The organism is Campylobacter sp. TTU-622 (genome assembly GCF_016598965.1).
Classification (GTDB): Bacteria; Campylobacterota; Campylobacteria; order Campylobacterales; family Campylobacteraceae; genus Campylobacter_D.
The window spans coordinates 1-2312 of the sequence record NZ_JAENKR010000130.1 but is presented as its reverse complement, the minus strand read 5'-3'; the positions used below and the strand labels follow the sequence as shown (position 1 = coordinate 2312).

Annotated in this window: 1 protein-coding gene; it reads right to left on the bottom strand. The window is 28.7% G+C overall.

All coding sequences use genetic code 11. The features are described from left to right. Nucleotides 1-111 precede the first annotated feature (111 nt). On the bottom strand, nt 112-2310 hold the full coding sequence (gene bamA, locus JG677_RS07810) for an outer membrane protein assembly factor BamA (protein ID WP_200286071.1): 2199 nt from the start codon (nt 2308-2310) through the stop codon (nt 112-114). Nucleotides 2311-2312: the final 2 nt, after the last annotated feature.

Genomic DNA, 2312 nt, shown 5'->3' with positions numbered 1-2312 from the left:
CTTTAAATTTCTTTGATAAATCAGTATTTTTAATGATGCTTGTTATTAAAACAGCACTATACTTAATATAGTTTTCATCAGCACTCATAACAATGTGGAACATTTTTATCCTTAAAATCTTGTTCCAAGTGTAAATTCAAAAGTATTTGTATCGTCACCTTTCTTTTTATTAAGCGGTTTGGCAAAGATGAGTTGTAAAGGTCCAATAGGAGTTATCCATTCTATGCCAATTCCTGTGCTCATTCTTTTAATTTCATCAAGATTTACTTTCCCTATCATACCATAGTCGAAGAATACACTACCACGTAATTTAATTCTATCTATAAGAGGAAAGCTAAGTTCTACAGAATTTGCAAAAGCTATGGTTCCGCCTATTTCATCTCCCCAACGATTTTTAGGGCTTAAAGTTCTATTTTCAAAACCGCGTACAGATTGAATTCCGCCTAAATAAATTCTTTGATTAATAGGAAGATAACCTGTATCCCATACTTTATAAAAACTTGCTTTATAGCGATATATAAGATCATATCCTATAAAATCTTGTAATCCTTGATAGAAATTAAACCTTGAGCTTGAAGAAATAAATTTTTGCTCTCCTCCAAGTCCAGCAAATTCTAATCCAGTTGAGATAATGAAACCTGAACGTGGGAGATAATAATCATCCGTATTATTAAAACCGATAGTTGGAGTTATAGAACTTTTTGTAGTTTCTCCAAGGCGATATCCAGTTCTTTGAAGAGTAGGACTTAGTTTATAGATATTACTTTTTTCAAGATTATAAGTTAAACTTGCGCTAAAATATCTTGCAAATTGTCTTCCTACTGTAATATCAAAACCATAATTTCTTTCAGAATAATTATCCCATTCATAATTACTTGAATAAATTGATCCTCCAAGGCTATATCTTGAGTCTAAAACTCTTGGATTTACAAGAGAAATTCTTCCAGAAAGAGTTTCATTATCTTTATCAACATTAACAGAGCTTTTAATACCAGAACCAAAGATATTAGTATCAGATAAAGAAGCATTTAGGAGTATTCCATTGCTAGAGCCATATCCTATACCACCTGAAATAGTTCCTGTGGAAGTTTCTTTAACTTCCACAATTAAATCAACATGAGTATCATCTACTTTTTCTTCTTTTATGTTAACATCTTCAAAATAAGATGTTCTTTTTAAAGCATTTCTAGAATCATCTAAATCAGTGCGGTTATATAAATTTCCTTCTGTAAGATAAAGTTCTCTTCTAATAACTCTATCTACAGTTCTTGAATTGCCTGAAATGATAACATTTCTAATATAAACTTTTTCATGGGGTGTTACTTTAAAAACAATAGAAGCTTCTTGAGTTTGATCATTTTTTTGTATATCTGGGAAGACTTCGACAAAAGCATAACCAAGATTTGCACTTTGAGTTTCTAAAGTTTTGATATCTTTTCTAATATTTTCTATATTGATAGTTTTATTAACTTGTGATTTTAAGTCTTTGATAGTTTTTTGATTGCTTTTTTCATCAAATAAAGGATTTTCTATAGTAATTTCTTTAATTTTATAAGGCTTTCCTTCTTGGATAAAATAAGTAAGATTTGCTTGATAAGTATCTGTATAAGTTCTTAAAAAAGGCTCTGAAACTTTAACATCTAAATAACCTTTTTTCATATATTCATCACTTATGCGTGCACTATCATTACTTAATTCAAAAATTTTTAATTTTCCATCATTTCTTCCCCACATCCAACCCATAAATTCTTCTTCTTTATTGACAATAACAGGCTCTATGTCAGAATAAGAAAATTTCTTTGCACCACTTAAATAAACATTGTTAATAATGATATTTTCGCCTCTATTAACAATAAATTCTACTTCTAAACCATCTGTATTTTCTAAACTTTTTTTCTTAAATTCTACAGTAGTATCAAAAAAACTTCTTGATTCATAATAAGACTTAATTCTTTGACTTGCTTCTTTAATGCTCGCTTCATCAAATAAACTCCCTTTTTTGATGCCTAAAATACTTTCAATTTGCTTTCTATCATTTGAAACTACTCCAGTAATGGTTATTTTAGCAATTGTAGGTTTTTCTGTAAGTATAATATCTATAATTCCATTTTTTTCTTCAACGGCAATATTGTTAAAATAATTTTGTTTGTATAAATTTAAAATTGCTTGATTGATATCTTCTTCTTTGAGCGTATTTCCTACTTTTAAGCCACTAATACTTAAAGCGGTTTCATTAGAAAGATGATAAAGTCCGCTAAATTTGACTTCTTTAATAACAATAGCATTGGAAAAAGTACAAAAAACACAAATAC